The organism is Marinomonas flavescens (genome assembly GCF_004352835.1).
Lineage (GTDB): Bacteria > Pseudomonadota > Gammaproteobacteria > Pseudomonadales > Marinomonadaceae > Marinomonas > Marinomonas flavescens.
Genome location: NZ_SJSB01000008.1, coordinates 149,540 through 173,365 on the forward strand (window position 1 = coordinate 149,540; position 23,826 = coordinate 173,365).

The 23,826-nt window shown below is 42.8% G+C and carries 28 protein-coding genes; 22 read left to right on the forward strand and 6 right to left on the reverse strand.

Features of this window, described 5'->3' with window-relative positions; all coding sequences use genetic code 11:
• Positions 1 to 20: 20 nt before the first annotated feature.
• The 3 genes from E0D70_RS10310 to E0D70_RS10320 are packed head-to-tail and all read left to right on the forward strand — an operon-like array spanning position 21 to position 2,650.
• Complete coding sequence (locus tag E0D70_RS10310) at positions 21 to 881, forward strand: alpha/beta fold hydrolase (protein ID WP_133012200.1); 861 nt, start codon at positions 21 to 23, stop codon at positions 879 to 881.
• Positions 882 to 914: 33 nt separating this feature from the next.
• The gene (locus E0D70_RS10315) at positions 915 to 1,712 is read left to right on the forward strand and encodes a DUF4892 domain-containing protein (protein WP_133012201.1); all 798 of its coding nucleotides are present in this window, start codon (positions 915 to 917) and stop codon (positions 1,710 to 1,712) included.
• Between the two features lie 11 nt (positions 1,713 to 1,723).
• On the forward strand, positions 1,724 to 2,650 hold the full coding sequence (locus E0D70_RS10320; protein ID WP_133012202.1) for a patatin-like phospholipase family protein: 927 nt from the start codon (positions 1,724 to 1,726) through the stop codon (positions 2,648 to 2,650).
• A gap of 22 nt (positions 2,651 to 2,672) precedes the next feature.
• On the opposite strand, the gene E0D70_RS10325 is transcribed toward E0D70_RS10320, so the two are convergent.
• The gene (locus tag E0D70_RS10325) at positions 2,673 to 3,269 is read right to left on the reverse strand and encodes a Maf family protein (RefSeq protein WP_133012203.1); all 597 of its coding nucleotides are present in this window, start codon (positions 3,267 to 3,269) and stop codon (positions 2,673 to 2,675) included.
• A 116-nt stretch (positions 3,270 to 3,385) separates the two neighbouring features.
• On the opposite strand from E0D70_RS10325, the gene E0D70_RS10330 reads away from it, so the two are divergent.
• The 7 genes from E0D70_RS10330 (at position 3,386) to fabF (ending at position 8,507) form a co-directional block, all read left to right on the forward strand.
• Positions 3,386 to 3,931: a YceD family protein gene (locus E0D70_RS10330; protein ID WP_240537062.1), complete on the forward strand. Its 546-nt coding sequence runs from the start codon at positions 3,386 to 3,388 to the stop codon at positions 3,929 to 3,931.
• 19 nt (positions 3,932 to 3,950) lie between these two features.
• Positions 3,951 to 4,130 (forward strand): 50S ribosomal protein L32, encoded by a 180-nt coding sequence (gene rpmF, locus E0D70_RS10335; RefSeq protein ID WP_133012204.1) that lies wholly within the window; start codon positions 3,951 to 3,953, stop codon positions 4,128 to 4,130.
• A gap of 11 nt (positions 4,131 to 4,141) precedes the next feature.
• A complete protein-coding gene (locus tag E0D70_RS10340) occupies positions 4,142 to 5,095 on the forward strand; it encodes a fatty acid synthesis protein (protein ID WP_133012205.1) in 954 nt (317 codons plus the stop codon).
• Positions 5,092 to 6,015, forward strand: coding sequence for an ACP S-malonyltransferase (gene fabD, locus E0D70_RS10345; protein WP_133012206.1), 924 nt, complete (start codon positions 5,092 to 5,094; stop codon positions 6,013 to 6,015). Before E0D70_RS10340 ends, fabD begins: the two co-directional genes overlap by 4 nt.
• A 42-nt stretch (positions 6,016 to 6,057) precedes the next feature.
• Positions 6,058 to 6,792 (forward strand): 3-oxoacyl-ACP reductase FabG, encoded by a 735-nt coding sequence (gene fabG / locus E0D70_RS10350; protein ID WP_133012264.1) that lies wholly within the window; start codon positions 6,058 to 6,060, stop codon positions 6,790 to 6,792.
• A gap of 136 nt (positions 6,793 to 6,928) precedes the next feature.
• Positions 6,929 to 7,162, forward strand: a complete 234-nt coding sequence (gene acpP, locus E0D70_RS10355; protein WP_133012207.1) for an acyl carrier protein — start codon at positions 6,929 to 6,931, stop codon at positions 7,160 to 7,162.
• 103 nt (positions 7,163 to 7,265) lie between these two features.
• Positions 7,266 to 8,507 carry a beta-ketoacyl-ACP synthase II gene (gene fabF / locus E0D70_RS10360; protein ID WP_133012208.1) on the forward strand — a complete coding sequence of 414 codons (1,242 nt, stop codon included), beginning with the start codon at positions 7,266 to 7,268 and terminating at the stop codon, positions 8,505 to 8,507.
• A 42-nt stretch (positions 8,508 to 8,549) separates the two neighbouring features.
• On the opposite strand, the gene E0D70_RS10365 is transcribed toward fabF, so the two are convergent.
• Positions 8,550 to 8,957 (reverse strand): PA2817 family protein, encoded by a 408-nt coding sequence (locus E0D70_RS10365; protein WP_133012209.1) that lies wholly within the window; start codon positions 8,955 to 8,957, stop codon positions 8,550 to 8,552.
• A gap of 59 nt (positions 8,958 to 9,016) precedes the next feature.
• On the opposite strand from E0D70_RS10365, the gene E0D70_RS10370 reads away from it, so the two are divergent.
• The 3 genes from E0D70_RS10370 to queF are packed head-to-tail and all read left to right on the forward strand — an operon-like array spanning position 9,017 to position 11,536.
• Positions 9,017 to 9,931, forward strand: a complete 915-nt coding sequence (locus E0D70_RS10370; RefSeq protein ID WP_133012210.1) for an ABC transporter ATP-binding protein — start codon at positions 9,017 to 9,019, stop codon at positions 9,929 to 9,931.
• Between the two features lie 5 nt (positions 9,932 to 9,936).
• The gene (locus E0D70_RS10375; RefSeq protein ID WP_133012211.1) at positions 9,937 to 10,710 is read left to right on the forward strand and encodes an ABC transporter permease; all 774 of its coding nucleotides are present in this window, start codon (positions 9,937 to 9,939) and stop codon (positions 10,708 to 10,710) included.
• A 10-nt stretch (positions 10,711 to 10,720) separates the two neighbouring features.
• The gene (gene queF, locus E0D70_RS10380; RefSeq protein WP_133012212.1) at positions 10,721 to 11,536 is read left to right on the forward strand and encodes an NADPH-dependent 7-cyano-7-deazaguanine reductase QueF; all 816 of its coding nucleotides are present in this window, start codon (positions 10,721 to 10,723) and stop codon (positions 11,534 to 11,536) included.
• Between the two features lie 115 nt (positions 11,537 to 11,651).
• Here queF and E0D70_RS10385 read toward each other — a convergent pair whose 3' ends face one another.
• Entirely contained in the window at positions 11,652 to 12,545 is an 894-nt protein-coding gene (locus E0D70_RS10385) for a LysR family transcriptional regulator (RefSeq protein ID WP_133012213.1), read from the reverse strand.
• Positions 12,546 to 12,650: 105 nt separating this feature from the next.
• Between E0D70_RS10385 and E0D70_RS10390 the strand changes: the two genes are divergently transcribed.
• Entirely contained in the window at positions 12,651 to 13,631 is a 981-nt protein-coding gene (locus E0D70_RS10390; protein ID WP_133012214.1) for an aldo/keto reductase, read from the forward strand.
• Between the two features lie 101 nt (positions 13,632 to 13,732).
• Here E0D70_RS10390 and bcp read toward each other — a convergent pair whose 3' ends face one another.
• Positions 13,733 to 14,182 (reverse strand): thioredoxin-dependent thiol peroxidase, encoded by a 450-nt coding sequence (gene bcp / locus E0D70_RS10395; RefSeq protein ID WP_133012215.1) that lies wholly within the window; start codon positions 14,180 to 14,182, stop codon positions 13,733 to 13,735.
• 193 nt (positions 14,183 to 14,375) lie between these two features.
• On the opposite strand from bcp, the gene dapA reads away from it, so the two are divergent.
• The 7 genes from dapA to E0D70_RS10430 all read left to right on the forward strand — a co-directional run bounded on the left by dapA (position 14,376) and on the right by E0D70_RS10430 (position 20,781).
• Entirely contained in the window at positions 14,376 to 15,257 is an 882-nt protein-coding gene (gene dapA / locus E0D70_RS10400; protein WP_133012216.1) for a 4-hydroxy-tetrahydrodipicolinate synthase, read from the forward strand.
• Positions 15,254 to 16,279, forward strand: a complete 1,026-nt coding sequence (locus E0D70_RS10405) for a hypothetical protein (protein WP_133012217.1) — start codon at positions 15,254 to 15,256, stop codon at positions 16,277 to 16,279. The genes dapA and E0D70_RS10405 overlap by 4 nt, the downstream gene beginning before the upstream one ends.
• Positions 16,280 to 16,316: 37 nt before the next feature.
• A complete protein-coding gene (gene purC / locus E0D70_RS10410; protein WP_133012218.1) occupies positions 16,317 to 17,033 on the forward strand; it encodes a phosphoribosylaminoimidazolesuccinocarboxamide synthase in 717 nt (238 codons plus the stop codon).
• Between the two features lie 68 nt (positions 17,034 to 17,101).
• Entirely contained in the window at positions 17,102 to 18,346 is a 1,245-nt protein-coding gene (locus E0D70_RS10415) for a lipoprotein-releasing ABC transporter permease subunit (protein ID WP_133012219.1), read from the forward strand.
• Complete coding sequence (locus E0D70_RS10420) at positions 18,339 to 19,028, forward strand: ABC transporter ATP-binding protein (RefSeq protein WP_133012220.1); 690 nt, start codon at positions 18,339 to 18,341, stop codon at positions 19,026 to 19,028. The genes E0D70_RS10415 and E0D70_RS10420 overlap by 8 nt, the downstream gene beginning before the upstream one ends.
• A 136-nt stretch (positions 19,029 to 19,164) precedes the next feature.
• On the forward strand, positions 19,165 to 20,013 hold the full coding sequence (locus E0D70_RS10425) for a DNA ligase (RefSeq protein ID WP_240537063.1): 849 nt from the start codon (positions 19,165 to 19,167) through the stop codon (positions 20,011 to 20,013).
• Positions 20,014 to 20,088: 75 nt separating this feature from the next.
• On the forward strand, positions 20,089 to 20,781 hold the full coding sequence (locus E0D70_RS10430; RefSeq protein WP_240537065.1) for an alpha/beta fold hydrolase: 693 nt from the start codon (positions 20,089 to 20,091) through the stop codon (positions 20,779 to 20,781).
• A 52-nt stretch (positions 20,782 to 20,833) separates the two neighbouring features.
• Here the strand turns inward: E0D70_RS10430 and E0D70_RS10435 are convergent, their stop codons facing one another.
• Entirely contained in the window at positions 20,834 to 21,142 is a 309-nt protein-coding gene (locus tag E0D70_RS10435) for an ArsR/SmtB family transcription factor (protein WP_133012222.1), read from the reverse strand.
• A 178-nt stretch (positions 21,143 to 21,320) separates the two neighbouring features.
• A complete protein-coding gene (gene xthA, locus E0D70_RS10440; protein ID WP_133012223.1) occupies positions 21,321 to 22,136 on the reverse strand; it encodes an exodeoxyribonuclease III in 816 nt (271 codons plus the stop codon).
• Between the two features lie 176 nt (positions 22,137 to 22,312).
• Between xthA and gorA the strand changes: the two genes are divergently transcribed.
• Positions 22,313 to 23,689: a glutathione-disulfide reductase gene (gene gorA, locus E0D70_RS10445; RefSeq protein ID WP_133012224.1), complete on the forward strand. Its 1,377-nt coding sequence runs from the start codon at positions 22,313 to 22,315 to the stop codon at positions 23,687 to 23,689.
• Positions 23,690 to 23,826: the final 137 nt, after the last annotated feature.

Consider the following 23,826-nt stretch of genomic DNA (forward strand, 5'->3'; position numbering starts at 1 on the left):
TTATAAAAAAGGACGTAAGTATGGGGCGGGATGTTGTTTTTAATTTGGCGCATACCAATATAGCCGGCATTCAACGGTTATCGCAGAATCCCTCGGCATTAAGGGTTTTGTCTTTGCATGGCTGGCTCGATAATGCCGCTAGCTTTCATTCTCTTTCCCCGCATTTTTCAGACTTTCATCACAGTGCATTAGACTTTGCAGGGCATGGTTTTTCTGATCATCGCCCGCAAGGTAGTTTTTATCACCTCTGGGATTATGTATTAGACACGGTCAGTGTATTGAATCTCTCCAGCCAAAGTAGTTGGTTGGTGGGGCATAGTATGGGTGGCGCTGTGGCCATGATGGTGGCTGCGATTGTACCAGAAAAGGTACGGGGCTTAATTATTCTGGATAATATGGGGCCACAGACAAATAAGCCAGAAGACCGGGTAGCCACTCTGCAAAAATCTATCCGTAAAATGGCTAAGTATCGCTTGGATCGCTTTTCTCAATACCAGTCAAAAGAAGATATGGTGCAGGCGCGAATGAATGGTTTTACTTCTTTGTCTCATGAGGCGGCCTCCTTGTTGGTGGAGCGTGGGGTACGCCAACAAGAAAGTGTTTGGTCATGGCGACATGATGGCAAACTGACATTTCCTTCGCCATTTCGTATGGATGAGGCCAGTGTCGAGGCTTTTATTTCAGAAATTAAATGTCCGACATTAGCGTTAGTGGCTGAGCAAGGTATTTATAAGGATTCTGTTTCTTTGGTTGAAAAACGAGCCAGTCAATTTCCGTGGATTACGCTTAAATGGCTGGCTGGCAACCATCATTTTCATTTAGAACCGGAAACAGCGACGTCTGTTGCTGAAGAGATACAGGCATTTATTGATCTTAATTAATGATGGCGTTCTAATAAAAAAGGTAGGTATAACATGATCAGAATTAAGCAGGTGATGGTGGCTTGTTTTGCATTAGTCGTCACGTATGCCTTTGCCGATATTTCACATGTCGAGGCTTATCGCGGTGCTCAATTAGTTAAGAGTGACACCCAAGAAAATCAGTCGTTAGAAATTCCTCTTGGCAAAATTCAGCGCTCAGGCCGAGGTTGGGAGCCTGAGTCTGTATTGCGCGTCAAAGGGTCGGTGTTTCGTTCGCTTTATAAAATCGAGCGCAACGTGCCCCTAGAATCTGTCTTTGCTTACTACAAGGAGGCACTGCTTGCGCGCGGCCAGAAAGTGGTCTTCGAGTGTGAGAGTCGTAGTTGTGGAAGCAGCAATGCGTGGGCTAACAATTTTTTTAAGAATTATTTGTTGTACGGTGCAGACGATAGTCAGCTATTGATGGTAGTGCAGGATGATCATGATGATTATCAGATGATCTACATTAATCGTCGTGGTGCTGGCGATATCATGGTACGACTGGACAGTATTGCTTTGATGGCGTCGCAAGGCTCTGAGTTTGAGGTTGTTGCACAAATGGCGGTGGATGATTTTCCTAGAATTCGTCGTTTTCTGCGTGATTTACCGAGTGGTCAGCAGGTTGTCGGCTTTGTAAGTAGCAAAAAATCAGGGTCCGTGTCTTCGATTGAGCAAGGCGATCGTTATATTGAAGCGCTAACTTCTGGCATCGGCGTTCAATTAAGCCGACAGGTGCGTTTTATTAATGTAGCGGATATGGGGCGTGATGTACTGGGTCATAATCGTGTTTCGTTTGTGTATGTATCCCCTTAATTGGATTGGTTATGAAGAAGACTGTGTCCCTTGTTCTGGGTAGTGGTGCGGCGCGCGGAAATGCACATATAGGTGTTATACAAGCAATACAAGAGCGAGGTTACGAAATTATTAGTGTATCCGGCTGTTCTATTGGTTCTGTCATTGGTGGTGTGTTTGCTGCAGGTAAGTTGGAAGATTATAGTGAGTGGGCGCGTGGGCTTGATAAAGTGCGTGTGCTGCGAATGCTGGACATGTCTTTTCGACATGGTGCCTATATTAAGGGGGATCGATTTTTTCAAGTTATCTCGGATATGATTGGCACTCCAAATATTGAAACACTTCCAATTCCCTTTACGGCGGTGGCTGTTGATTTGTTAAATCAGAAAGAGTTTTGGTTTAACAAAGGTAGCTTGATCGATGCGATGAGGGCTTCTTCGGCCATACCTTCCATTGTTGCACCGGTTCAGCTGAATAATCGGGTGTATGTCGATGGTGGTGTGCTTAACCCATTGCCGATTATTCCAAGTGTTTCGGCAGGTGCTGATTATATTATTGCAGTTGATTTGAATGGCCCAGCACAAGAGCTAACGACAGAAACATTGGTCGAAAAAAGTAATGAGCCAGAATGGTGGTCAAATGTAAAAGGTCTGTTTGGTAAACAACGAGCAGACGACGAGCTTGAAGTGCGCAGTGTTAATAAGAATAGTCCTGAGACCTGGGGAAGGTTGCAAACCATTAATATGATGTTTGAAACCATGCAAGAATCGCTGACGCAATATAAGCTGGCAGGTTACCCGCCAGACTTATTGATTTCAATTCCTAAAGATTTTGCCGCTTTTTATGAGTTCTGGCATGCTGCCGAGCTAATTGACTTTGGCTACGATGTCGCTACTAAAGCGCTTGCAGAGCTAGAGTCTCCTAAAGAAACTTTCTATTCATTCCCCAAAGGCTACTAATTATTGGCTAATTATTTTTATTTTAATGGTTAGCCAGTGGATTAATGTCATGCTCTCTGAGCATGCTGCAGAGCTGAATTAATGGTAGGCCAATGAGGCTGTTAGGGTCGTTGCCTTCCATTTTTGTAAATAAAGCCACGCCTAATCCTTCGCATTTAAAGCTTCCTGCACAATCAAGTGGAAGTTCAATGTCTATGTAATTCTCAATTTCCATTAAGCTAAGTGTTCTAAAGAAAACATGATACTCACTCAAGTGATATTGGTATTTCTCAGTTTTAGAATCTAGCACGCATAAGCCTGTCAGAAAGGAGACTTTTTGGCCGCTAAAGTTAAGCAGTTGCTGGACGGCATTTTTTTTTGTTTTAGGTTTGCCTATTGTGTTGTTTCCTATGACGGCGACTTGATCAGAAGCGATAATAAGATTGTTTTTATCGGGGTAAGTTGCCTGTACTTTTTTTGCTTTTTCAATAGAGAGTCTTTTGACGAGTTCTATGGGAGTTTCATTGTCAAAAGGGGTTTCATCTATCTCAGGTGAGCAACACTCAAATGACAAATTGAGGCGTTCAAGCAGTGCTCGTCGATAGGGTGATGAGGAGCCTAGTATTAAGTTTTTCATCATAGATAAATCATTGATTAATGGGGTTGGGTGGGTATTTTACGTATTTTTTGCTTCGAAAGTGAAAAACAGTAAAAAAAAGGCTCTTAAATGCAGTTAGACTTTGACAAAACGGGCAAGTGTCCATATTATTTGCCGCCATGTTGAATGACCTATTACCTAAATATTTTGACCCTCGTAAATACGCTCACCATGAGTCAGCGATTGAAGGGTACTTGCACCTTAACCAGCTTAAGGAGCTTAGTGCTGTCTTGGCGTCAGATGAGGGTGATGCGTATATTCATCTAGACTTTAGAGTTGATGAGGATAGGCGCTACATTGCTACTGGCATACTGAAAGCGACTGTGCAGGCTGTTTGTCAGCGTTGTATGGAAGCAGTACCTCAGGAGCTATCGATAGATTTATCACTGGCCTTTGTTTATGACGAAGATCATGCGAAAAATATACCGAGTGATTACGACCCTGTTGTCATGACCGATGGTGACGTAATCCTAGCAGATATGGTTGAGCAAGAAATTATACTTGCTTTACCGATTGTCGCTTATCACGAAGAAAGTGGTTGCAACCCAACAGCTGTAAAGTATGCCTCGTCTACCGATGACGCACCGGATGACGAACAAAAACCGAATCCATTTAGTATATTGGCTAATTTAAAGGCCAAGTAATAGTTAGGAGCTCCAAGAAATGGCAGTACAAAAAAGTAAAGTGACTCGTTCACGTCGCGGCCAACGCCGTTCACATGATGCATTGACTAGCGCAACTCTATCTGTAGAACAGACTACTGGTGAACTTCACCGTCGTCATCATATTTCTGCAGATGGTTTTTACCGTGGTCGTCAAGTTATCACCCCTAAAGGTGAGTAACTAATTTACCCATGATCAGGGTAGCATTAGACGCGATGGGCGGGGACTTAGGTCCCCGCATTGCATTTGAAGGAGCGCTCCAAGTTCTTTCCCAGCATAATGATGTAGAGATAGTGCTCTATCATTCCCCAGATTTTAGCTCATTTGTTGAGCCTTCCATTCTTTGTGATCATTTATCCTTAGTTGCTTGTTGTGATGTCGTAAAGGCAGATGAAGATATTGTACTTTCTCTTTTTCGACGTCGTGAAAGCTCGCTTTATAAATCTTTATATAGTTTAAGTGTAAAAGAAGTGGATGTGGTTGTTACACTTGGGAATACAGGGGCGATGGTTGCTCTAGCTAGGCATATCTTAGGTGTTATCCGACCTAAATTATATCCGGCACTGATTCGTGAGTTGCATTCTAATCCGCTGCGCTGTTTGGTTGATTTAGGGGCAAATGTGCATTGTTCACCTTCTATGCTTGAGGGGTTTTCTGAGTTAGGCGCTGCTTATGTTGAAGCGTTAAGCAATGAAAAGCCAAAAGTCGGTTTGCTTAATGTGGGCGTCGAAAGTTCAAAGGGCAGTTCTGTTGTTCGTAAGACTGATGTTATTTTGTCAGCAAAAAAATGGCCTCCCTACTTCGGTTATGCCGAAGGGTCAGAATTATTTCACGGTGAAAAGAATGTCATTGTGTGTGATGGGATGGTTGGTAACGCGGTATTAAAGGCGTCCGAAGGGTTGCTGTCGTTTTTGATGGGGCAATTTAAGGCGCAGGGCGGAGATCAATCGCTATTTGAGACTTTTTACCAAACCAAACGACGTCATGGGGCTTGCCTTGTGGGTGTTGGTGGAAATTTGGTAAAAGGTCACGGTGGATCGGATCTACAAGCTATGATCGGCGCGATTGAGTATGGAATTGATATTGCGAGAGCGAATTTGTGTGAAACAATTTGCAAACGTCTTAATAATGAGGAAATGAAATGAATAATGCATTGGCTTTTGTTTTTCCTGGGCAAGGCTCTCAACAGTTAGGCATGTTGGCTGATTTGGCTGAGAAACATGACATTATTCAGCAAACTTTTGCTGAAGCATCTGGCATTCTGGGTTATGACTTGTGGGCACTAGTCCAAGGTGATGCGGAAAAGCTAGGGCAAACAGATAAAACTCAGCCAGCACTGCTAACAGCAAGTGTTGCATTGTGGCGCCTTTGGGAGCAACAAGGTGGTGCAAAACCTGCTTATGTTGCTGGCCACAGTTTGGGTGAATATTCTGCTTTAGTTTGTTCAGGTGTCATGGCATTTACGGATGCTGTTGAGCTGGTTAAACTGCGCGGTGAATACATGATGCAGGCCGTTCCTGCGGGTGAAGGCGCAATGGCGGCCATCATTGGCTTGGCTGATGATAAAGTGATAGCAGCTTGTGAAGCTGCTCCTGGTATTGTTAGTGCGGTTAACTTTAACTCTCCTGGTCAAGTTGTTATAGCGGGTCATGTTGCTGCGGTTGAAGCGGCTATGAGTAATGCGAAAGAAGCAGGAGCAAAAAGGGCGTTACCTTTACCTGTTAGTGTGCCTTCTCATTGTGAATTAATGATTCCTGCTGGAGAAAAATTGGCCGTGAAGCTTGCTTCTATCGAATTTAAAGCGCCTAACTGTACTTTGGTGCAGAATGTCAGTGCAAAAGCGGTATCTGATGCGCAAACGATAAAAGCCAACTTGGTTTCACAATTGAGTGAGCCTGTGCTTTGGACGCAATCTATTGAGTTGCTATCAGATTTGGGTGTTACAACGACATTTGAATGCGGTCCAGGTAAGGTTTTGAGCGGTTTGAATAAAAGAATTGTAAAAGGTTTGACGGCTTCTTCGTTAGGGGATATCGCTGGATTTGAGGCAGCGTTGTCTGCTTAAATGATATTTGTGTAAGTTTAGATAGAATAATTGGAGACAATGATGAGTCTGGAAGGCAAAATAGCGCTCGTTACTGGTGCAACTCGCGGAATCGGCAAAGCAATTGCTTCTGCTCTTGTTGCGCAAGGTGCGACAGTGATTGGTACGGCGACGAGTGAATCCGGTGCGCAAAGTATTAGTGAGTATCTTGGTGAAAACGGTAAAGGTTGGGTTCTTGATGTATCATCGAGTGAATCTGTTGATGCCGTAATCAAAGAAATTAATGCCGAGTATGGCGCGCCAACTATTTTGATTAACAATGCCGGCATTACTCGTGATAATCTAATGATGCGAATGAAGGAAGATGAGTGGGATCAAGTGATCAATACGAACCTTACCTCAGTTTTTCGTGTTACAAAGGCTTGTTTACGTGGTATGACCAAGGCAAAATTCGGTCGTATTATTAGTATTAGCTCTGTCGTTGGTTCTATGGGGAATGGTGGTCAAACAAACTATTCTGCAGCCAAGGCTGGGTTGGAAGGGTTTAGTCGCTCATTGGCGACTGAAATTGGATCTCGAGGCATCACAGTAAATTGTGTTGCTCCAGGATTCATTGAAACGGATATGACTAAAGTGCTTCCTGAAGAGCATAAGGCGAAGTTGGTAGAAAAAGTACCGGCTTCACGCCTTGGTCAACCAGAAGAAATTGCGGCAGCTGTCGCGTTTTTAGCGTCCAATGGCGCAGGTTACATCTCCGGAGAAACATTACATGTCAATGGAGGCATGTATATGTCGTAATTTGAGTTGAATTTTATATTTAATTCAACGAAAATACATCTCCGGTTCATGTTGAGAATCACGCCTTTTATTTTAGGTAGTTGGACATTAAAATACGCTCAAAATGAGCTATTAACGAGTAGAGTAGGAACTTCTAATGAGTAGCATTGAAGAACGCGTCAAAAAAATCGTTTGCGAACAACTAGGTGTTAAAGAAGAAGAGGTTGTTATGTCAGCTTCTTTTGTTGATGATTTGGGTGCAGATTCCCTGGACACTGTTGAATTGGTTATGGCTCTTGAAGAGGAATTTGATACTGAAATTCCTGATGAAGAAGCTGAAAAAATCACTACAGTACAAGCAGCGAACGACTACATCAACGCTAACTTGTAATACTTGGTGAATTGAGTTTCCCGAAAAGCCGCTTGTATTCTATACAGCGGCTTTTCTTATTATTAAGTCCCTGTCAAATGGGGCTGTCTACTGGAGGAATCCTATGTCTCGTCGTCGGGTTGTAGTCACAGGAATGGGAATGGTGACACCCCTTGGCAACAATGTGAAAGATACGTGGGATAACGTATTGGAAGGCAAAAGTGGGGTTTCTGATATTACCTCGTTTGACGCTAGCCAATTTTCCACTCGTTTTGCGGCACAGGTAGAAGGTTTTGACGCTACTCAATATATGAGTGCTAAAGAAGCTCGCAAGATGGATCTTTTCATTCAATACGGGATTGCTGCCGCGGTACAAGCGCTGGACGATGCAAACCTGAATGAGCAAACTGCCGATTTAAATCGGGTAGGTTGTGCTATAGGTTCTGGCATTGGTGGATTACCGATGATTGAGAAGAATCTTCACCTCCTAAACGAGTCTGGTCCAAAACGAATTTCACCATTTTTTGTACCAGGTGCGATAATTAATATGATTTCTGGTCATGTTGCGATTCGATTTGGCTTTAAAGGGCCAAATATATCGATTGTAACAGCATGTACAACAGGAACTCATAATATTGGCATGGCAGGGCGTATGATTGCCTATGGTGATGCGGACGTCATGATTGCAGGTGGTGCTGAAATGGCCATCACACCTTTGGGTATTGGCGGCTTTGGTGCAGCAAGAGCGTTATCGACACGTAATGACGATCCTAAAACAGCAAGTCGTCCATGGGATAAAGACAGAGATGGCTTTGTTATGGGGGATGGTGCTGGCATTCTTGTGCTTGAAGAGTATGAACATGCGGTTGCGCGTGGAGCAAACATTTACGCTGAGCTAGTAGGTTTCGGCATGAGTGATGATGCTCATCACATGACGGCGCCCCCTGTATCCGGTGACGGCGCTATTGCCGCCATGCGAGCGGCATTGAAAGATGCAAATCTTGAACCGCACGAAATTGATTACATTAATGCCCACGGTACTTCTACCTCAGTGGGTGACCTAGCAGAAAGTTATGCGGTTAAATCGCTTATGGGGGCAGATGCGTCCGATGTGGCGATGAGCTCAACTAAATCTATGATAGGTCATTTGTTGGGAGCATCAGGCGCAGTAGAGTCTATTTTCTCTATATTGGCGATTCGTGATCAAGTTGCACCACCCACAATTAACTTAGAAGAACCAAGCGAAGGTTGTGATTTAAACTATGTTCCTTCTACGCCGCAAAAGCGTAAAATTGACGTGGTATTAAACAATTCTTTTGGGTTTGGTGGTACCAACGGGACGTTAGTCTTTAAGAAAATGTCTTGAGTGATATTAGGGCAGAATCATCTGCCCTGATTAGTTCACTTATCAATGTATTTGTTTGATATCGCCTCTTAGTGATCTGATTTCTTGTGCGATATCGTACTCTTTTTCTTCGGAGTCTAAAGCGTAGAGACGTTCTTCTAGTTGCTGGTATAATGCTATTTCTTCATCGCCTAAAAAATGAAGACATTCGCCGCCTATAAACCATAACAATTCTCGCTTTATAAGCGGAACCAAATTAGCGTAGCAACGGATGAATTGAGCTAGAAGCTCTTGTCCGTCAAATATGTAGTGGGTGTCGTTGGCTTGTATATTCAGGGAAAGTTGATCCCATTTCTCTAAGAAGTCAATATCTTCTTCAGCCAGGTCTGGTTGGTCAAATGGAGAGTGCTCTGAAATACGCTGACGTAATTCTGTAAAAGCATTAAAGATGTATTGATTACGTGATTCCACAAAAAAACCTATTCAAAAGTAACGATTAAGTTGGCAATAGCCGAACGAGACTCATAATTATGACATATGCAATCGAAATAAGTGACCTAAAAAAACGCTATGACGGTGGATTTGAAGCGCTTAAAGGTGTCTCCTTAAAAATAGAAAAAGGTGATTTCTTTGCTTTGCTTGGTCCCAATGGGGCTGGGAAATCAACGACTATCGGTATTCTGTGCTCTTTAGTGAATAAAACGTCTGGTAAGGTGTCTATTTTTGGTACGGATATCGACGATGATTTTGCAAAAGCAAAAAAATATCTTGGTGTTGTGCCACAAGAATTTAATTTCAATGTTTTTGAGTCTGTTTTTAACGTTGTTGTTACTCAGGCGGGTTTTTATGGCATCAGCAAAGAGGTGGCTGAAGTACGGGCTGAAAAATATTTAAAACAGCTAGGGCTTTGGGATAAAAAAGATGACCAATCTCGCATGCTGTCAGGCGGTATGAAGCGTCGTTTAATGATTGCTCGTGCGCTGATTCATGAACCAGAGGTTTTAGTATTAGATGAGCCTACGGCTGGAGTAGATATTGAGCTGCGTCGTTCTATGTGGGACTTTATTAAAACCTTGAATGAGCAGGGTACCACTATCATTTTAACCACCCACTATTTAGAAGAAGCAGAACAGCTTTGTCGTAATATTGCGATTATCAATGGTGGTGAAATTGTTGAAAATACAAGTGTAAAAGCACTTTTGAAAACCTTGGTTCAAGAAACCTTTATTTTAGATCTAGATAAAAGTGTAACAGCAGATTGGGGTGTACCTGGGTATACAGTGACGCCAATTAATGACTTTACTACTATTGAAGTTGTGGTGACTAAAGGTCAGTCATTGAATGTTGTTTTTAATTTGTTGGATGCTCAATCAATCAATGTGCTGAGCATGCGCAATAAATCTAATCGACTTGAAGAGCTCTTCGTCAAACTTATTAAGGGTTAATGTTAATGAATAACGCTGAAATCTTTATCGCTTTTTATACCATTCTTCGTCGTGAAATCCGACGTTTTATGCGCATTTGGCCGCAAACTTTATTGCCGCCTGCAATAACAATGTCATTGTATTTTGCTATTTTTGGGCATTTTATTGGCAGCCGTATTGGTGAAATGGGTGGTTTTAGTTATATGCAGTACATTGTGCCAGGTTTGATCATGATGTCAGTTATTACTAACTCCTATTCAAATGTGTCTTCTTCGTTTTTCTCTGCGAAATTTCAACATAGTATTCAGGAATTACTGGTGTCGCCAACGCCAAATTGGGTTATTTTGGTTGGATATGTATTGGGTGGTGTAGCTCGTGGCTTGTGTGTCGGCTTAATTGTCACTCTGTTGTCATTATTTTTTACCCACCTTACTATACAAAATGTATTTTTAACCGTTGCCGTTATTTTCTTAACAGCGATTTTGTTTTCTTTAGGCGGTTTTGTTAACGCCATTTATGCGAGAAGTTTTGACGATGTATCTATCGTACCGACGTTTATATTAACGCCACTGACCTATTTGGGTGGCGTGTTTTATTCTATCGATTTACTTCCTGATTTTTGGCAAAACTTGTCAATGTTAAACCCCGTTTTATATATGGTAAATGCGTTTCGCTTCGGTATTCTTGGTGTGTCGGATATCAATGTATACTGGGCGTTAGTGATTGTGTGTTTGTTTATTGCAGTATTGTTCTCGTTTGGCCTACATTTGCTAAACAAGGGCAGTGGAATTCGTAATTGAGGAAATGAATATGGGTTTTTTGCCCTTAGGTCAGCAAACTGAGTATGTTTCTGAGTATGATGCAGGGTTGCTTTACCCCATTGCTAGAGTTGATAAATGGACCGAAATGGGGATAGAAGCTGAGCGTCTTCCTTTTTTTGGAGAAGATATTTGGAATGCGTATGAAGTGTCTTGGTTAAACTCAAAAGGAAAGCCTATTGTCGCGTTGGCAGAATTTCGTTTGCCTTATAATTCGCCAAATATTATTGAGTCTAAATCGTTTAAACTCTATCTAAACTCATTGAATCAAATGCGTTATGATTCTTTAGAAGATATTCAGGCGCTGCTTGAGAAGGATTTATCAAACGCAGCAGGTTCAGCAGTGACCGTTATTCTGCGCGATGTTGATTCAATGTCTGCGCTTGTGGTCTTAACGCCTGACTACTGTATAGATGAATTAGATATAGACGTAGCTGAATATCACCCCAACACGGATTTATTGGCGATTGATGAGTTGTCGGGTGTGGTTGAAGAAAGATTGGTTAGCCACCTTCTTAAATCAAATTGCCCAGTAACCAATCAACCAGATTGGGGGTCGGTATTTATTGATTATAAAGGCCCTAAAATCAATCACGAGCAGCTACTTAAATACGTCATTTCATTTCGTGAGCATACGGATTTTCATGAGCAGTGTGTTGAGCGTATTTATATTGATATTATGCGGATGTGCCAGCCAGAAAGTCTAATTGTTTATGCGCGCTATGTGAGACGTGGAGGGTTAGATATTAATCCTTATCGCTCTTCTATGCCGCTAATGCTGGGCAACGATCGCTTGACTCGTCAGTAATTTTCGACGATTTAATCTTGTTTTCTAGATCACAACAAGCCTGTTTCATTTAATCGTGAGGCAGGCTTTTTTGTGGTTGTTTTCCCGTCCTGAAATAGGTTGACACTTAGGGAACCTAATCATGACTCTGAAAAGCGTCGAGCAAATAATTGACCAGAGCTTTCACTCTTAAACTGGTGTTTCTGGATTGCGGATACAGTACGGTAACGTCAGACGAGGGGAGCTGCCAATTAGGTATAGGTTCCACAAGCGCCCCTGACGCAAGTTCGCGTTCTATATAGTACGAGGGTTGTCGACTGAATCCTGCTCCTGCCAATGCTGCCAATTTCGTCACATGACCATTGGCGCATTTTAATTTTCCTTGTACCGGCAATTCGTATTTTTCTTGGCTTATCTTATGGGTAAAAGTCCAGCGTTTAACAGAGCCTTTAATGAGTGGGTAGTCGAGTAGTGCTTTGGGGTGAGAAAGTGCCTCTATTCCCTCTAGAAAAGAAGGGGCAGCCACTAAATGATTACTGTAACGAGTTAGTTTTCGACCGATTAAGTTGGAGTTCTCCAGTGTGCCCATGCGAATGACTAAGTCGTATTGGGCTTCGATTAAGTCTACTCGAGAGCTGGAAAAGCTGAGGTCGATTTCGACGTTTGGGTTGTTTTGCATAAAACCCAGCAGTAGAGGCGCCAGTATTTGCTCACCAAATAATCCACCGACGGCGTTGATGCGAATGTTGCCGCTGAGGCTTTCGTTGGCATTTTGCGCTGATTGAACTGCATGCTCTAGCTGGTCAATGCCTTGTCGCGATAGATGATAAAACGTCTCTCCCGCCGGTGAGAGAGACAATGAGCGGGTGGAGCGATAGAGCAGTTGAACCCCCATTTCTTTTTCCAAACGGCTGATGATTTGTGACACCCGAGCTCGCGATACACCAAGTTGATCTGCGGCCTTGGAAAAGCTTTGTTCCTCTACCACGGTGAGGAACTCACGAATGCCATCTGGAAAGCCTGAAGTCATATTGTTAAGCCTTAATAAACAAACCTGTTATTGATTTGATAATTATAAACATTAACAAGGCCCGTATAGTAGTGAGATCGATCATAACAAGTTATCGGAGTCATTGTGAAAACACGAATATTAGGTAAAACAGGCTATCAAGTATCTGAGATAGGTTTGGGGTGTTGGCAGTTGGGTAATAACTTTGGCCCGGTTGAAGAGCAAGAAGCGCAGGTTATTTTACAGGCGGGCTTAGACAGTGGTATTCGCTTTTTTGACACGGCAGATGTCTATGGGTCTGGCATCAGTGAATCAAGAATCGGTGCTTGGCGTCGTTCGCTGGTAACCCCGCCGATTATCGCGACGAAAGTCGGTCGAAGTGCTGAGTTGTATCCAAACGGCTACAGCAAGGCATCGGTGAAGCAAAGCTTGCAGTCGTCTGCTCAGCGTTTGGGGGTAGAGTCTATTGATCTGGCTCAGCTACATTGCGTACCTCGGGATGTTTTGTTTTCTGGCGACATGCTGGCTTGGATGGAAGATTTCAAAAAAGAGGGTCTTATCAAACATTTCGGCGCCAGTGTGGAGATGTTGGATGAAGCGCAATTTTGTTGTACCCATCCTGAATTAGCCAGTTTGCAGATATTATTTAATGTGTTTCGCCAAGATGCCGTTAGCGAACTTTTTTCGCAAGTCGAGCAGAATAACATTGGCGTTATCGTGCGTTTGCCGTTGGCCAGTGGTTTGTTGACAGGGAAGATGACGGCCAGTGATCAATTTGATAAGCAAGATCATCGCTCTTATAACCAAGATGGCGCGGCCTTCCATGTTGGTGAGACCTTTAATGGTTTGCCATTTGCCAAAGGAGTGGCCTTGGTGGATGCCTTGAAAGAAAAATTGCCAGCAGAACACAATATATTGGATGTGTCGTTGCGTTGGATCTTGGATCACCCTCAGGTATCGAGCATTATCGCTGGGGCGAGCCGAGCTTCTCAGGTGGTACGTAATGCGGCGGCGTCAGATCTACCGCCATTAAGTGATGATATGCACGCGTTGTTGAAGGCGTACTATTATGATGAAGTAAAAGCGTTTATTCGAGGAGGGATCTAGGGAGCTTCTTCGTTAATAGATTATAGGCAGTCGTTTTTACGCTGTCGTTGTCACAGAATACTTTCCAGCTAAAAAGCAGGTTAGCTGGAAAGTCGCTCATACTAACCAATAATTTGAGCTGTATGGTCTTTGGTTTTTACTTTTTCAATAATGTCACTGATGACGCCTTTTTCATCAATTACGAAGGTGGTTCTCACTGTGCCCATGTATTCTTTGCCCATGAATTTTTTCAATCTCCAGGTATCATACAAATCGTGCACTAGGTGTTCAGGATCTGAAATTAATGAGAAAGGCAGTTCATTTTTGGCGATGAAGTTCTGGTGGCGTTTTTCAGAGTCGGTGCTGATACCTAGTACAACAAAGCCTTTTTCAAGTAATGTCTCATAGTTATCTCGCAAATTACACGCCTGTGCGGTACAGCCTGGTGTGGAATCTTTCGGATAAAAGTACAGAATGACTTTTTTTCCACGGAACTGACTTAGCGTAATGTTTTCACCATGCTGGTCTTTTGCAAGAAAATCTGGTGCGCTCTGGCCTACTTTTGGTGTCATATGTCATCTCCAATAATGTAACAATAGTTGTGAAAAAGAGTGCAATATTATTAGCTTACCAAGAGATGTTTAAAAAATCTTCACGAAAAAACGCATCCTTGTAATTTACTCTCGCTTTACAGGTCTGGATTATTGTTAATCAAGAGTCTGGGCGGTACTATATGTCCGCTTATTATTTTATCGGAGGCTCGCAATGATCACAGGTAGTTTAGTCGCTCTCATTACCCCTATGACATCGAATGGAGCGGTGGACTCAAAGAAATTAGATGATCTGATAGAGTTTCACATCGAACAAGGAACCCATGGCATCGTTGCGGTGGGAACGACGGGAGAATCTTCTACACTGACTCCTGAAGAACACTCCAATGTTATTCGCCAAGTCATCAAAACAGTCAATGGGCGTGTGCCAGTGATTGCCGGCACAGGTGCAAATGCTACTCACGAAGCAATTGATCTTACTCTTGCTGCCAAAGACGCGGGTGCTGATGCTTGTTTGTTGGTGACGCCATATTACAATAAACCAACCCAAGAAGGGCTTTATCAACACTTTAAAGCCATTGCTGAAGCCGTTGATATTCCACAAATTCTTTATAATGTACCAGGTCGTACGGCATGTGATATGCAGAACGACACGGTAGTTCGCTTATCAACAGTGAAGAACATTGTCGGTATTAAAGATGCAACGGGTGACCTAGAGCGTGGTCAAGCGTTAATCGACGCGTTACCAGCAGAGTTTGCCGTGTATTCTGGTGATGATCCTACCGCCGTAGCGTTAATGCTAATGGGTGGAAAAGGAAATATTTCTGTCACTGCAAACGTAGCACCTAAAGCTGTTTCTCAAGCCGCAGAATTTGCTTTAGCTGGGAATGCAGAGTCTGCTCATGCAATGGACCAAAGTATTGCACTATTGCACATGAACCTTTTTGTCGAATCTAACCCAATACCAGTGAAATGGGCATGTGCTCAGCTTGGTCTTTGTGAAAATAGTATTCGCCTACCTTTGACGGTACTTTCAGAAGCGCATCATGAGGCGGTTAAACAAGCCATGGTGCAAACGGGAATTCTCTCTCTATGAATAAAAAAACGATCAAGCTAGCAAGCGTAGGCGCGCTTGCTATTGCACTGTCGGGTTGCAGTCTTCTTTTAACAGACCATTCTAATGACTATCGTAATGAGTCTGTGAATTCTGTGGTATTAAAAGTGCCTGCCGGCGCTCTTCAGGCTAGAGATGATTTAGTCATCCCGAACGAAAATAAAATTGCAGATCTAACAAAAGATTCAAAATTTGTTGTTCCTCGAGCTGTTTTTGTTTTCTACCCTATGGCTAAAATTGCCGTTGAAAGTTCGCAAGATAGTATCGTTTTCAATGTGCCAGCGAATATGGTGCAATCTAAGAAAATGATCAAAGATTTTCTTATGGCCTTACACGGCGATGGTGAGTCTGTTGCAAGCACGGCAGATAATAAAATCGTAAGTGTTCCATTCGAGTTCATCAAGCAAGGTTGGTGGGCTTCTATATGGAGTGACATCTCACGCAATTTCCCTGAAACAATAGTGTTCTCATTTTCCTTCAAAGAGACCGAAAAAGGCACGCTTGTCTCTGTGCAATATAAAGTGGAAGAGAATGGTAAAGACACCTCAGGTTGGATGAATCCTACATCAAGAAATGATGTTTATGCCGATGTGGTTCGATTATGGGGAGACATGGGCAGGCAAGTGAATAAAACCTCGGTTTATCTTTCCGAACAAGGCAATAAAACGCCATTTCATGTTTGGATAGACCATCGCGGAATTTTTGCCATCCATTTAAATTCGAATAATACAACGGCTGATTCCTTGGCGTCTCAGCTAGCGTTGGCCGGATTGAAGCCAGTAACTGGAAAAGAAAATACCCTATCCGTTCTGCCTTCAAAGGATACAAAACAATTCAGTGTTGCGCCCATTGCGGGTGCCGGAAAAGTGTTAGCTTGGGACAAGCGTGAATATAAGTACAATATCGTTCATCAGAAAGCAGGTGACTTTCTTGTGATTGATGTATCTGCTTCACCAAACCCTGAAATAACATCATTTCTTTTAGCACAGCGTTTTGTAAAATAAAAGATTAACCCTCACAGCAACAATCGGAGACGCTCCAATGGAAAAACGACAAGAGCTATATGCAGGTAAGGCAAAATCTGTATTTAAGACAGATGATCCTGACAAAATGGTTCTAGTATTTCGCGATGATACTTCTGCATTTGATGGCAAAAAAATCGTGCAGCTAGATCGTAAAGGCATGGTGAATAATAAATTCAATGCTTTCATCATGACTAAGCTACAAGAAGCGGGTATTCCTACGCATTTTGAAAAGTTACTGGGTGAAACAGAATGCCTTGTTAAACGCTTAGATATGATGCCGATTGAATGTGTTGTGCGTAACGTTGCAGCAGGCAGTCTTTGCCGCCGTTTAGGCGTTGAAGAAGGGCTACCACTTAATCCACCAACGTTTGAGTTGTTCCTTAAAAACGATGCGCTTGGTGACCCAATGATTAACGAATCACATGTTGAATCGTTTGGTTGGGCAAAAGCAGAAGACCTCGCTAAAGCAAAAGAATTAACTTATAAAGTCAATGGTGTTCTTAAGGCTTTGTTTGCTGAAGGTGGCATGATTCTAGTGGATTACAAACTAGAATTTGGCGTATTCAAAGGCGAAGTTGTTTTAGGCGATGAGTTTTCTCCAGACGGCTGTCGTTTGTGGGATGCTCAGACAAAAGAAAAGCTAGACAAAGACCGTTTCCGTCAAGGTCTGGGTGGTGTTATTGAAGCGTATGAAGATGTAGGGCGTCGTATTGGTATTAATTTCGACGCTTAGATCTAGGTAACGCAGTTTAAATGAAGGGGCTATTTTGCCCCTTCATTTTTTACATATAAGGGGTTGCTTTGATTAATTTTCTTCCAGTTCGTATCGGATTGCGTTACGCCAGAGCAAAACGCTCGAATCACTTTATTTCCTTCATTAGTTTCTCATCTATTGCTGGTTTAGCATTGGGTGTCGCTGTATTGATTACCGTATTATCCGTGATGAACGGTTTCGATAGAGAGTTACAAAAACGCATTTTAGGTATGGTCCCTCACGCCACATTATGGGGAACACCAGTTTTACCTAATTGGCAAAAAGATATGAAAATCATTGAAAAAATGCCTCATGTAGTCGGTGTTGCACCGCATACTCAAGCACAAGTCATGTTTCAGTCAGGCTCGAGTGTTCACGGTGCTCTTTTGAATGGTATTAATCCTGAGATGGAGAAAAAGGTCTCTATCATCAATAAACATATGATTTCAGGATCGTTAGATGCTCTTAATACGACCAATTTTGGTATCGTTTTGGGGTCTCAGTTGGCCAAAATGTTAGGGGTTCAAATCGGTGACAAGGTCACCGCTATTTTGCCCAGAGCCAGTGTTTCTATTGCAGGTGTCACGCCGGTATTAAAGCGTTTCACTTTAGTTGGTGTATTTGAAGTAGGGGCAGAGTTAGACAGCAGCCTTGCTTACATCAATATAAAAGATGCGGCACTGCTCAAACGATATAAAAAAGATCAAGTAGAGGCGTTGAGGATCAGTTTTGATGATCTGTTTGTGGCACCTACTGAAATTTGGGATATAGCGAGAGCGATCCCAGGTCTAAACAGAGTGAGTGATTGGACTCGAACTCATGGCAATCTTTTCCGTGCGATTAAAATGGAAAAAACCATGATAGGTTTGCTATTACTACTTATCGTTGCCGTGGCGGCTTTTAATATCGTCTCTACACTGGTGATGGTGGTAACGGATAAGCGTAATGACATCGCGATATTAAGGACGATGGGCTTAACGTCACGACAAGTGATGTGCGTATTTATTGTCCAAGGTATTTTTATCGGCTTGCTAGGAACCTTAATTGGCTTGGTGATTGGTATTGCTCTGGCACTCAATGTCAGCAGTATTGTTAATTGGTTACAACACTTACTCCACGTGCAATTTATGAGTCCAGATGTGTACTTTATAAATTATCTTCCTTCTGAATTAGAATGGTCAGATGTGAAGATGATTGTAACGAGTGCTTTCGTAATGACGGTAGCAGCCACCATTTATCCGGCGTGGCGTGCATCAAAAGTAGAACCGGCTGAGGCGTTACGTTATGAGTAAGGAAATAGTACTAGAATGCAAATCATTGTCTAAGCAGTACTTGGATGGCAAGCAAACGGTTGATGTGTTTCGCTCTATTGATTTCTCCCTTCATAAAGGTGAAGCGTGTGCGATTGTCGGTGCCTCTGGCTCAGGTAAAACAACCTTGCTTAACTTGTTGGCTGGATTGGATTTGGCAAGCAGCGGGGAAGTAAAGCTGGCGCAGGTTTCTTGGTCGAGTATAAATGACGCCAAGCGTGCCAAAATGCGTAACAAAGAGATGGGGTTTGTGTATCAATTTCATCATCTTCTTCCAGAGTTTAGCGCACTTGAAAATGTAATGATGCCGATGTGGATTGCTGGTACGTCTAAAGCAGAATCAAAAAAACAAGGCGAGCAACTGTTGTCTCAAGTGGGGTTGGGGGAGCGTTTAAATCATAAGCCTTCTCAACTTTCTGGTGGTGAGCGTCAGCGTGTTGCCATTGCCAGAGCGCTTGCAAATAAACCTGCGTGTGTGCTGATGGATGAGCCGACAGGAAACCTTGATGAAGCAACGTCTCAAGACATTCAAGACCTAATTAATGAGCTAAAAGTTTCTCATAATATGGCTTTTTTGATTGTTACTCACGATGAGAAGATGCTTGGCTGGATGGATTCGGCTTATCGATTGTCACAAGGTGAATTGTCTTCAATAAAAGGCTAATTTACTTTCTTAAAGGTAGTTTAGCGAAGTGAAAGCTATAGTGATAAAACCAATGGATGGTTTTATCACTTGGTGAATTACACATTAGTGAGTAGAAATAAACATTATTAAATAGCGCAAATCCAAGGAGTGGATGATGATATTTAAAATAATAGTACTGCTGTGTTTGTCTTTCCCCATCATGTTATCTGCTAAGCCAGATGTACAATTAGCAAAGCACTATTCTGATCGTATCGACGTTCGAGACTTTTTAGTCAGTGAAAAATACGATGGTGTTCGAGGCATTTGGACTGGGTCGACGTTGTTAAGTCGGACCGGGAAACCTATTCATGCACCAGCGTGGTTTACTGAAAAATTACCTAATATTTGGCTCGATGGTGAGCTTTTCTCCACGCGTGGAAATTTCCAATTCGTAGCCTCCGTAGTCACTAAAAATACCCCGATAGACAGTGAATGGCGCCTAATACGCTATATGGTATTTGATGCTCCAGATTTTGAACACTCATTTCTTGAACGCAGTCAACGTTATACCCGCATTGTGGAGCAACTTGATTTACCCTTTGTTATTGCCATTAAACAGTTCACCGTGATGGACAATCAAATCCTCAGCGACACACTAGATGACTATGTTGCTAACGGAGCGGAAGGCTTAATTTTGCATCGTAAGACGGCATTGTTTAAAAATGGTCGTACTGATAACTTACTAAAATTAAAACCTTTTATGGACGCTGAAGCCCGCGTGGTCGCTTTGACAAAAGGTGAGGGTAAGTACACTGGAATGATGGGGGCTTTGGTTGTAGAAATACCGTCCGGTATTAGGTTTAAAATTGGCACAGGATTTTCAGACAACGAACGTATGAACCCACCGAATATAGGCGATATTATTACCTATAAATATCACGGTTATACCAATAAGGGAATTCCTCGTTTTGCGAGTTTTATGCGAGTACGTTATCCAGTAGATACCGTGCCTCTGAAAGATTAACCCGTTGTGTGTTTGTTTTTGATGCAGCAGTTTTTTGTGTATTAGGTAAACGTTCGTTTTTAGATGAGGGCTACTTTGAAAGATATATATTGTTTGCCGGGCACTATGTGTGATGAAGGGTTATGGCAGTTTACGCAACCACTGCTAGGTGATGTGAATCTAAAGCATGTTGTGTTACCTGAGGTTGATACGCTGGATGGCATCGTCGAAGCATTAAGTCTGTTATTACCTAATGAGCCGATTCATCTACTAGGATTCTCAATGGGAGGGTATTTGGCGAGTGCTTTTGCGCTGAAATACCCTGAGCGAATACAGCAGCTGATGGTCGTATCAAATGCGGCTCAAGGTTTACTTGAGAGAGAAGTGGTGCAGCGAAAGCAGGCTTTAAATTGGGTGCTACGGCACGGCTATAAAGGCATCCCTAAGAAAAAAGCAATCGCGATGCTAGGCAATCATAATAAAAATAGTGATTTTATTATTCAAGTGATTCAAGCAATGGACGCGCGTTTGGGAGAGCGTGTTTTCGTGCAACAACTTAGTAGTTCGTTAAACAGGCCTTCATTACTCTCTCAGCTTGAAAAGAGTTCGATTGATCTGTGTTTTTGTGTTGGAGAAGAGGATGTGCTTGTACCACTCGAGACATTTAAGTTGCTTGAATCAAATGCTCGCTTCTTATGCAGTACAGTTAAGCACTGTGGTCATATGATCCCACTTGAGCAGCCGGTTTGGCTTGCCCAAAAGCTAATAGCGTTCTTTCGATTTGGATGAAGGTACACAGGTTTTCATAAAGCTAGGTCTGCGGTATCAATAGATAGATTTGTTAGGGGCAAAATAAATCATGCAGTGTACGAATGAGTGTTTCTACCTTAGCGTCGCCAATACGATAAAAAATAGTTTGAGAATCACGTCTTGTTTCCACTAAGCCATCTTTTCTCAGTATGGCTAAATGTTGCGATAAGGCGGATTGGCTGAGGGGGAGTTTGTTGTTAAGAGCGGTAACAGATAGCTCCTCATCCAATAGATAGCAAAGAATCATTAGGCGATTTTCATTACTAATCGCTTTTAAAAAACCAGCAGCTTGTGAGGCTTGCTGCACCATCTGATCAAGTGGAACTTCATTTTTTTGCATTCGTTTTGTCCATTAAGGATAAGTGGTTGGATTACTTTATTGCATCTCTTTTTATCAATTCATCCACATAGTCTGTGGATAAATCTGGGGGTAGTCTTCGCTGATCGTGGTATTTCTCATAAGGGGCGCCCGTCGGATAGGTTTGGTTAAAAAACGATCAGAGTTCGCCCCGTTGAGTTTACTTATCGATATTGAAGGTTGACCAAATAGGAGCATGGTCTGATGGTTTCTCTAGTGCCCTTAACTCATAGTCTACATCGGACGCTTCTAAGTATGGAGTGAGCCCTTTTGAAGACAGAATGACATCGATGCGAAGGCCGCGTTTTGGCTCATCCGCAAAGCCTTTTGAACGGTAGTCAAACCAGCTGAAACGATCATTTTTTGTTGGGTTAAGCAGGCGATAACTATCGTCAAAGCCCCAATCTATTAGGGTTTTAAGCCATTCACGTTCTTCTGGTAAGAAACTGCACTTACCGGTTCGTAACCAACGCTTCGCATTGACTTCACCAATACCAATGTCTAAGTCTGTTGGCGATATATTGATGTCGCCCATGACGATGATTTTTTCATCTGGAGAATGGTGCTCTAAGTAGCTCATTAGGTCTGAGTAAAATTTCCGTTTGGCGGGAAATTTCGTCTCATGATCTCGACTTTCACCTTGTGGGAAGTAGCCATTGAGCACTTTTACCGGGCCTTGTGCCGTGTCGAAGGTGGCGATAATCATACGACGCTGGGCGTCTTCATCGTCTCCTGGAAAGCCGTATTCGACAGAAGTCGCTTCTTGTTTACTAAAGATCGCTACGCCGTAGTGAGATTTTTGACCATAGTAGTACGCATGATAACCCACAGACTCAGGGATCTCGTGAGGGAAGGCCTCATCGTGTACTTTTATTTCTTGTAGGCCGATGACGTCGGGTGCGTGTTTTTCAACAAGCGCCTCGATTTGATGAGGGCGTGCACGTAAACCATTGATGTTAAAAGAGACAAATTTCACTGTCATTCCTTGCTAATCGAATTTCGTTAATCATACCCAGTTGTGCATCGAGCATAAAGTGAATGATGACGATGGTTTCATTGTTTTTACTCATCTAGTTGACAGAATGGCTTTTTACTTGGTTCGTGCTGCTGGTACACTGCGTGTCATCTATATTCAGTTTGGCGGAGATAATAATGTCATATCAATACGATTTGTTTGTAATTGGCGCGGGTTCTGGTGGTGTTCGTGCGAGTCGTGTCGCGGCTTCCAAAGGCTATAAAGTGGCAGTGGCTGAAGGCAGTGCACTGGGTGGCACTTGTGTGAACATTGGTTGTGTGCCAAAAAAATTGTTTGTTTATGGTTCTGAGTTTGGTCATGGTTTTGAACAGGCGGCCGGTTTTGGTTGGAACACACAAGGTGTTTCTTTTGATTGGGCTACATTACGTGATAATAAAACCAAAGAAATCGAACGCTTAAATGGCATTTATTCAAACATGTTGAATAATGCCGGTGTGGAAATCGTGTCAGGTTTTGCCTCGTTTGTGGATGACCACACAGTAGAAGTGAACGGCGTGCAATACACGGCAGAGCGTATCTTGATTGCAGTTGGTGCTAAGCCTTTCATACCAGTATTTGATGGCAGTGAGTTTGTTGTCAGTTCTAACGAAATGTTTTTCTTAGATGAATTGCCTAAGAAAGCCTTGGTCGTCGGTGGTGGTTATATTGCCGTCGAATTTGCGGGCATTTTGAATGGTTTGGGTGTCGCGACTTCCTTGGCGTATCGTGGCGATCAGTTGTTGCGCGGCTTTGACCAAGATATTCGAGAGTTTGCATCAGAAGAGTATCGTAAGTCTGGCATCGACGTGCGTTTGAATACCGACGTTAAGTCGATTGAATTAGCAGACGCCGCTCAACCAGAAGGTGAGCGCATTGTTCATTTCCAAGATGGTCGTTCCGAAACGTTTGGTTTGGTGTTATACGCAACGGGTCGAGTGCCAAACATCGACGCGCTTTCTTTGGAGAAAGCGGGCATAGAGACGGGCAAAAATGGGGCGGTGAAAGTGGACAACAATTTCACCACCAGCGCTTCTAGTGTGTTTGCACTGGGTGATGTAACAGACAATATTCAATTGACGCCAGTGGCGATTAAAGAAGCCATGGCGTTGATCTCTTACTGGTTTGATGGCAAAGAAATTGATTTTGATTACGACAATATCCCAACGGCTGTGTTCAGCCAGCCATCCATTGGCACGGTCGGCCTGAGCGAGCAAGAAGCGGAAAAACGTGGTTTGGATTTCCGTGTATATCAAACTGATTTCCGTCCTATGAAACACACGTTAAGTGGCAGTACAGAGCGTGCTTTGATGAAGTTGTTGGTGAATAACGCCGACGACAAAGTCATTGGCGCCCACATGGTCGGAGATTATTCGGGTGAGATCATGCAAGGTTTGGGTGTCGCGTTAAAAGCCGGCGCAACCAAAGCGGATTTTGATGCCACAGTGGGTGTTCATCCTACTAGCGCGGAAGAGTTTGTTACTTTTTCTGATGCGGCATTAAAACCTCGAAAATAGCGTTCTTTCAAATCAATTAATACACCTACCTCTCTCAAAAGGCACGCTTATTTAAGTGTGCCTTTTTTAGTTTTCTAAGATAACTCCGCCCTATAAAACAGTATTTTGACTGTTTTTAATAAAAAAATTTTTTTTTG